Below are 7,972 nucleotides of genomic sequence, written 5' to 3'. Positions count from 1 at the left end.
TACCTGGAGAGCATCATTCGTGAGCGCCAGAAAGAGCCGGGTACGGACCTGATCAGCGCGATAGTGAATGGAACCGTATTCGGCAGGCCCCTCACGGAGCAAGAGATCCGCGGCATGATGGTCAACGTCATCTTCGGCGGACTCGACACTGTCGCGTCCACCATGGGCTTTGCGGTGCTCTATCTCGCTCGCAATCCCGCGCATCGTCGTCAGCTGGCGGAACACCCGGAGCTGGCGGGGAACGCGGTGGAGGAATTGCTGCGCATGTTCGCGCCTTCGAGCACAGGCCGGGTGATGACGCGCGACTTCGAATACAAGGGCCTGCATTTCAAAGCGGGCGATCGGGTGTACGTCCGTCCGCTCCTACACGGTATGGACGAGCGCAAGTTCAAGTGCCCGATGCATGCAGACTTCGCACGTGCCAATGCTTCGCAACATGCGGCCTTCGGCAACGGTCCTCATCGCTGCGCCGGTGCGCTGCTTGCGCGCAGCGAGATTCGCGTGTTCCTCGAGGAGTGGTTTAAACGCATTCCCGACTTCTCGCTGGATCCGGATGGCGAAATCAGCTTCGAAGGGGGAATGGTGAACTGCGTGACGCGTGTATCGCTTTTGTGGGATTCCGACGCGAAGCGCGCAGTCAACTGATGCAAGATCAAAGAGCGTGAGTGACACTGGCGCCGGTTTTGAACACCATCGGCGCCAGGCCTGCTCCATGACGCCAGGTTAGCGCTCGGCGACTGCATGATCAGGCTTCTTGCAGAAATGCAATGCTCTCCTGATTGAATCTCTCGGGCTGTTCGTACTGTGCCCAGTGGTCACAGCCCTTGATTTCCACGAGCTGCGCGTTCGGTACGGTCCTGGCGATCGCATGGGCGTTGCTGAGAAACATATTGGGCGCATCAACGGCAGCGATCACCTGGACAGGCAGGGTCAGGCTGCGCCACTCTTCCTCGCTGAGGGCCTGGCCGCCCAGTGAGAAGGCCAGAAGACGGGGCATGGCTGCCTTCATGCGCGGGTCGCGGTAAATCTCGAGGCGCACGCCAACCAGTTCGTCGGACAGTGCCTCAGGGTCCAGAAGCAGCGCTTTCAAGGCAGCGGAAACAGTTTCCCAGCCAGGTTCGGCCGCGGCGGAAGATCGGCTCTTGCGCACATCTTCGGCAAAGCGTCGCTCCTCTTCCGGATCGACGATGATGCCCGCGGGGGCCACCAGCACCAGCTTGTCGACACGAGCCGGATGGGCCAATGCCAGTGCCGCGCCCACCCAGGCGCCCAGAGACACGCCGACAACCGCGGCTCTCGCGATACCCATGGCGTCCACGAAGCCGCGCACGTGCTCGACGTAGTCCTCGATCAGGTAGTCGTAATCGGGCTTGTCGGTCCAGCCGCAGCCAAGCATGTCCAGACCGATGACCCGGAAATGGCCGGCATACGCCGCATAGTTCGCGCCGAAATTCTCCAGGCTACCCGCCGTGCCATGCAGCAGAATCACCACCGGCGCATCGGCCGGACCGGCTTCCAGATAGCGCGTATCGACACCGGCGGCATCGACCCACGCCAGCTTGTGGGGCGTCTTGAATAGGTGTTGCCAGATGCTGGTGTGCTTCTTCATTGTGCAGGCCTCGCCGTCAGGTCCACCGACAGAAAGCCGGTGACATTACTGTTGAATTCTTCCATCTTCTCGTAGGGCACCCACAGTCCACAGTTGCCATGGATATGGACGCGCGCCCGGGGAATGCGGGTCAACATGAACAGGGCATTGTCGTAGTTGATCGTCTGGTTATTACGTCCCCAGATGACGAGCGTCTCGGCCTGAATCTTGTGCAGGTCCTGCCACAACGGCTCCAGTGTCTGCCCCGGCTTGCCGCCGTGACCTTCCGGCGCCTGATTCATGAACTCGGGCTCGATACTCGCCTCGTAGCGTTCGCGGATCACCTCGTCGGTGAGGATCGTCGGGTCGTAGACGAGCCGCTCGAGATTGGCACGCATGCGCTCCATGCTCGGACCTTCGCCGGCGTAGTAATTGTGCGTATCCGGCCTGGGCGGCATGGGCTGGAAAAGCGATAGCCCGCCGGGCGCACTGATCACCACCAGGCGATCGATCAGCTCTGGATAGTCGATCGCCATCTTCAAGGCTACCGAACCGCCGGTCGCGAGACCCATTACATGCGCGTTGGCGATGCCCAGCGCCTCGAGCATGTCGCGGAAGGTGCGCGCATAGAAACTGGTGCGCGGCCCCTCGATCTGCGGCTTGTCGGATTTGCCGTAGCCCGGCAGGTCGACGATGAGCGTGCGGAAATGGCGCGACAGCGCCTTCAGGTTGCGGCCGAAGTTTCCCCAGCCGAAAGCACCTGGCGCACCGCCATGAATGCACAGCAGGACGGGCCCCGTACCGGCCTCGTGATAGTGCACCTTGACGGCGCCCGCCTGCACGAATTTCGAAGTGTTGTCTCTTGTCAGCATCATTGAAGTGTCATCCCAATCGTTACTCGCCCGCGGCCTTCATTGCCGGGTAGCGCCCAAGCAGCAGGATCGCGGCAGCGCCGACGACGCACGCAACCAGCGAGACTTCGTGCACCAGCGCATATGAGCCCAGGCGGTCGAATGCAAGGCCGTACAGGAACGGGCCGGCCGCGCCGCCCAGCGTCGCCGCGCCGAACAGGCAGCCGTAAATCGAACCGAACGAGCGATTGCCGAAATACTTGCGCGCGAGGAACGGAATCAGATCCCCTTCCGAGCCCGTCGAAATGCCGAGCAGCAACGCCGCCAGAATGATCAACGCCGGCACGTGCGCGGCGCCAGTGAGGAAGATCGCAAAACCCACCGCGCCGACAAAGAACGCTGCACAGGCCACGAATGGAGCAAACACGCGGTCGAGCACTGCGCCAAGCCCCACCCGCGCAATCGCGAGACCCGCACCGACGAAGCCCGCCGCCTGTGCACCGACATCGTGTCCAAGCCCCCGGTCGCTAACGAACGGAGCAAGATGCACGAAGCCGCCAAGAATCGCGCTCGAAATCAGGAACATGACGATCGCGAGCAGCCAGAAGCGATAGCCGCGCACCGCTTCGCCGAGCGTGAGCCCCGGGTCGACCGATGCCGCCGCCCTTGCATCCGCGGCAAAGTACTTCTGTTCCGGCAGATTGCGGAACATCAGCCGATGCGCAACGAAGCCGAGCACCAGCACCACCAGCGCGCTCGCGCCAAACCAATGGCGCCAGTCCATCATCACGCCCAGCCGGTTGGCGGCGATGGGTGCGAAGAAGCCACCCACACCGGTACCGATCATCGCGAACCCGAACGCCATGCCGAGGCGCTTGTCGAAGACGCGCGGCAGTACGCCCAGGTAGCCTGCGGGCGTGGTCCCCGAGCCGAGAAAGCCGATCAGGAAACCGACCGCGGCGAAATAGGCGTGATTAGCCGGCGCAACTGCAAGCGCAACCAGCGAAACCGCGAGAAGCGCGATCGAACCCGCGACGACCTTGCTCCAGCCTAGCCGATCGGCAAGAAAGCCGACTGCCGGCGCTCCTAGCGTCGTCCCTATCAGCGAGAACATCGGCAGCACCGCCACGTCGGAGCGGCCCCAGCCAAAGGTCGCCGCCATGGGCTTCAGGAACACGCCCGCGACGCTGAAAAAAAGAGGCCCGAAGCCGAACATCAGGCCGATGGCGGCACCACAAACGATCCACAGGCCCGCGGATCGGGTCATCTTCGACGTTGCTTCGAGCGAGGGCATCATTTTCGTGCCAAGAGGACTGCTGCTCATAATCTTCTCTCCTTCTTAAAACACGTGGCGAATGCCGAGTTGCACGATCGTTTGCGTCCGCGTCGACGATGCACCCACACCGTTGGGCATCGTCGGTGACTGCGAATACGGCGTCACCGCATAGAAATTTCCTGCCACTTTCGCGCCCGCAAACGCGTGCTGCCAGGTGCCGACCGTGAACAGGTCGGTGCGTTTCGACAGCCGATAGTCGACACCGAAAGTCCCGATGTTGTACTTGCCGAGCTTGCGCTGATCGACATAGGCGAGGCCCGCGCCTACCAGGAAATCCGGCGCCGGATGCCAGCTCAGTCCGCCTTCATAGGCGTTCACGGTCACCGTGCCGAGCGGAGTGTCAGACGCGTTGGTATAGGTGTACACGCCGTTGATGGCGAAATTGCCGAGTTTCACGAGTCCGCCGAGAGCCGCGGTGTAGATCGATTTCGCACCCAGCGCATATTGGGCGATCGTGCCCGCTCCCGGCACGCTATAGCCGCCGTCGACTTTCGTGAATGCCGCGCCGAACGAATAGGGCGCATTGAAGCTGCCGGTCGGGCTGTACTTGAGGCCCACGCTGATCGTCCGGGGCGCCGTTGGGGAACCGCCGAACGCGCCTGCCGTATTGCTGAAGCCATACATTGCGCCGGCGCCGAAACCGGCGATGTTCGGGGTCTCGTAGCGCACCATGTTGTGCACCTGCTCGCCCGCCAGCCGGTCGATGTCGTAGCCGAGATGGAACGAGTACACGCCGCCGAACTGTGCCGTGTTCGTGTAGAACGTCACGTAGTCGTAGATGAAGTCGTAATCGTTACCGGCGATCAGCGTACCGAACCGGTCGCTCGACAGGCCGACGAATGCGCGCCGCCCGAACAGCGCGCCACCCTGCCCCGCAGCACCCGAATTGACGTCGAAGCCGTTTTCCAGCGTGAAGACGGCTCGCAGGCCGCCCCCCAGGTCCTCCTTGCCCGTCAAGCCCCAGCGGTCCGACGCGACCACGCCGCTGTCCATCTTGAAGGTGCTGTGGCCGCCCTGGTTGCTGATGTAGCTGAGGCCGTCGTCGATGATGCCGTAAAGCGTGACACTGCTTTGCGCGTGCGCGGCCCCTGCGAACATCGCAGCAAAAGTCGCCGCCAATACTCGATACTTCATTGCTGCTGTCTCCTGATTGGCGGTCGTGCCGCCATTTTTTAATTTGCAGAACTAGTGATGGGGATGCCGACCTGCTCCATCAGGCCGGCCTTGTATCAGCCGGCCATCAGCTGCCTCGCCTGCTTCACCCACTGGTCCTGCATCATAAAGGTCGGATTGGCGCGCACCGCGCGCTCCACCCCGGCGAGGATTTCCTCATCGGACTGGGTCAGGTCCAGCGGCAGGCTGACCGGCTGGCTGACATACCAGGGCGTGTCGCAATAGATTTCCATCTGATTGCCTTCTGGATCGAGCACGTAGAGGCTCAGCGAGTTGCCGTGACTCTTGACCTGGGTAATCTTGCGATCTTCGTCCTGCGCCCGCTTGTAATAGGCTTTCAGCTCGGGCAGCCCATCGACCATGAACGACAGCTGATTTATGATGGATTTGCTGCCGGGTTCACGCCCGGCCACGAACACGATCTGATGATGTTCGGTGGGGTCCGAGCTCAGGAATACGCCCTTGCCGACAGGCCCGCTACCCTCGTCCGTCTTCACCAGGCCAAACCATCGCTGGTAAAACTCCACCATCGTGTCGACATCGATCACATGGATGCCGACGTGTTTGAATCTGGCCTTGAGTGCCTGTGACATGCTGAGTCTCCTGTTAGATGGGTCGTTCTGGTATTTGATCGACGGGCCGTCGTCCGTGGCACTCCATGAGCCAAGGTTACGGGCCCGAAACTCTATGACAAAGCAACATTTTCGCGGCTTGAATGACTTCAGATCATCCAGGCGCCCTCATTACATTCACGTCGACAGCGCCAGTGCCTCTCGTCCATGTCCCCGCACGATCAAAACCCTGCCGACGTAGCCGAGCACGCCGCACACGCCGATGGTCCAGCCCATGCCGGCCGGCGAGATCCCCGGAAACAGTCCGACGACGAAGCTCGCCAGCGCGCCGAAGGCGAGCTGGGTCGCGCCGAACAGCGCCGCTGCCGCGCCGGCATTGTCTGGATAGCGCGACATCAGACCGGTCGCGCAATTGGCGGAAAGCAGTCCCACCACGCCGATGACGCAGCACAGTCCGGCCACCATCGACCACAGCTCGCCCCACCCGGTCAAGCATGCAAAAGCGACGAACAGTGCTGCGCCAGACGAGAGCGTCGATGCGGCGGAAATCATCCGCAACACGCCGAACCGGCCGACATAGCGCGTGTTCAGAAAGTTGCCGGCCATGATGCCGAGCACATTCAGTGCGAAGAACAGGCCATAGTGCTGCGGCGAGATATGGAAATACTGGATATAGACGAACGGCGTCTCCGTGATGTAGGTGAACATCGCGGCAAACACCATCCCGCCGCACAGCAGATGCCCCCAGACGGCCGGATCGCGCAGCAGCCGCCCGTATGCGGCGAACGACTGCAACACGGCCTGGTTAGCGCGCTTCTCCCGCGGCCACGTTTCCGGCACACGCAGCCACGCGGCCACTGAACAGAACGCGCCGAACAGCGTCAGTGCGACGAATACCGTGCGCCAGTCGCCGAGCAGCAACAGTTGCCCCCCGATCAACGGCGCGAGCAGCGGTCCGACCGAGGTGACCAGCGCGACCATCGACAGCACCTTCGACGCTTCGCCGGGCTCGTGCGCATCACGCGCGATGGTCCGCGCAAGCACCGAGGCAGCGCCTGCCCCGAGCGCCTGCAAAAAGCGCATCACTATGAGTTGGTTAATGGAGGCCGAGAGCCAGCATGCAACGCTGGCGACAACGAACAGGCCGAGACCGGCGAGCAGCACCGGACGCCGCCCGTACGCGTCGGAGATCGGACCGTACAGCACCATGCCGATCGAGAACCCGGCGATAAAAGCCGTCAGCGTTGCCGCCGCAGCGGCGGCCGGGACGCCGAACGATCCGGCAATCGCCGGCAGGCTCGGCAGATAGATATCGGTCCCGAGCGGACCGCAGGCGGCAAGCGCGCCAAGCAACAGGATCAGCCGCCGATCCGGCCGGCGTCGAGTCAGGTGGGGCATCGCAATTCCGTTGGAAGCGGTTCGGTTCTTATTCGCCAGAAAAAACCGGCGGGCGGGCACACTCACTGCACGCCATCAGATCGCGGCATCGCGACTCACGAATCCGCCTTCGCCGTTGATTTCAACCGGTGCCAGCGCTCCCCTGCTGGCGGCCAGCGCGTTTTGCTCGCGCTGCTTGAGCCGATTTTCAGGCGTCTCCCAGCTACGCTCGTGCCCCCACAGGCTCATGCACCAGAGCTCCTCTGGCTTCCAGCTTTCGCGATCGATCAGCCGGCCACCCCACCCCGTTTCGATGAGAAATCCACCGGGCGTCTTCGAATAGAAAGACAGCATGTGGTCATTCCCGTGTCGGCCGAGACTCGTCTGGATCATGCCCGGCATGGTCAACGCCTTGTCGTATAGCCGGCCGACATCGTCCATGAACTTGTATTCGACCATCACGTGATGCAGGAATCTGGCAGGGGTTTTGACCAGCGCCAGCGAGTGATGCCGCTCATTGGCATGGATAAAGCGCACCTTGATGTCCCCTTCCATATAGTCGGTCAGGCCGAAGCCGAGCACCTTCATGTAGAAATATTCCATCTCCTCCAGAAGCGGAGTGCCGATGACAACGTGGCCGAACCCGAGCGAACCGGTACGGAAGCCTCCGATCGGGCGGCCCGGCTTGAAGGGGCTCGCGTCGGTACTACGTCCAACGAAAAATTCGACACGATTGCCGTCTGGGTCAGATACCCACAACATGTGCTGCACGCTGCGTTCGCACCGCTCTACAGCGTTGCTTTCGTGCACCGGAATGCCCGCCGCGGTCATTTCATCGCGCACTGTCTCCAAGGCTTCGAGGCCGTCGACCTTCATGCCCATAAACCCGACGCCATTGCGCTGCGCCGGACGCACGCACAGGCGCCAGGCATAGTCATCCATGCGCAGGCCGAGACACTCCTGAGCCAGCGAACGGACTTCGAATCCGATGTAGTCCGTTGCGAACGCACGCCACTCGTCCATGTTGGTGGCGTCGATGCCCAGATAGCCGATTTCCTGGATTTGCAATTTGAAT

General features: G+C 62.2%; 8 protein-coding genes. 1 reads left to right on the top strand and 7 read right to left on the bottom strand.

Features of this window, described 5'->3' with window-relative positions:
• Positions 1 to 645 (top strand): cytochrome P450 (locus AB4Y34_RS19915; RefSeq protein WP_368716951.1); only part of this gene is annotated, 645 nt, incomplete at its 5' end.
• 100 nt (positions 646 to 745) lie between these two features.
• On the opposite strand, the gene AB4Y34_RS19910 is transcribed toward AB4Y34_RS19915, so the two are convergent.
• The 7 genes from AB4Y34_RS19910 to AB4Y34_RS19880 form a co-directional block, all read right to left on the bottom strand.
• Positions 746 to 1,609: an alpha/beta fold hydrolase gene (locus AB4Y34_RS19910; protein ID WP_368716950.1), complete on the bottom strand. Its 864-nt coding sequence runs from the start codon at positions 1,607 to 1,609 to the stop codon at positions 746 to 748.
• Positions 1,606 to 2,430: an alpha/beta fold hydrolase gene (locus AB4Y34_RS19905; RefSeq protein WP_368716949.1), complete on the bottom strand. Its 825-nt coding sequence runs from the start codon at positions 2,428 to 2,430 to the stop codon at positions 1,606 to 1,608. Before AB4Y34_RS19905 ends, AB4Y34_RS19910 begins: the two co-directional genes overlap by 4 nt.
• Before the next feature lie 52 nt (positions 2,431 to 2,482).
• Positions 2,483 to 3,763: an MFS transporter gene (locus AB4Y34_RS19900; protein ID WP_368716948.1), complete on the bottom strand. Its 1,281-nt coding sequence runs from the start codon at positions 3,761 to 3,763 to the stop codon at positions 2,483 to 2,485.
• 15 nt (positions 3,764 to 3,778) lie between these two features.
• On the bottom strand, positions 3,779 to 4,909 hold the full coding sequence (locus tag AB4Y34_RS19895) for a porin (protein ID WP_176378426.1): 1,131 nt from the start codon (positions 4,907 to 4,909) through the stop codon (positions 3,779 to 3,781).
• Positions 4,910 to 5,004: 95 nt separating this feature from the next.
• Complete coding sequence (locus AB4Y34_RS19890; RefSeq protein ID WP_368716947.1) at positions 5,005 to 5,541, bottom strand: VOC family protein; 537 nt, start codon at positions 5,539 to 5,541, stop codon at positions 5,005 to 5,007.
• Between the two features lie 156 nt (positions 5,542 to 5,697).
• Entirely contained in the window at positions 5,698 to 6,918 is a 1,221-nt protein-coding gene (locus AB4Y34_RS19885) for a Bcr/CflA family multidrug efflux MFS transporter (protein ID WP_368716946.1), read from the bottom strand.
• A gap of 75 nt (positions 6,919 to 6,993) precedes the next feature.
• Positions 6,994 to 7,965 carry a VOC family protein gene (locus AB4Y34_RS19880; RefSeq protein WP_176378429.1) on the bottom strand — a complete coding sequence of 324 codons (972 nt, stop codon included), beginning with the start codon at positions 7,963 to 7,965 and terminating at the stop codon, positions 6,994 to 6,996.
• Between the last annotated feature and the right edge of the window lie 7 nt (positions 7,966 to 7,972).

This window comes from Paraburkholderia sp. BR10954 (assembly GCF_040965775.1).
Lineage (GTDB): Bacteria > Pseudomonadota > Gammaproteobacteria > Burkholderiales > Burkholderiaceae > Paraburkholderia > Paraburkholderia youngii.
The sequence above is the reverse complement of the archived record's forward strand: the minus strand, read 5'-3'. Positions and strand labels throughout refer to the sequence as shown.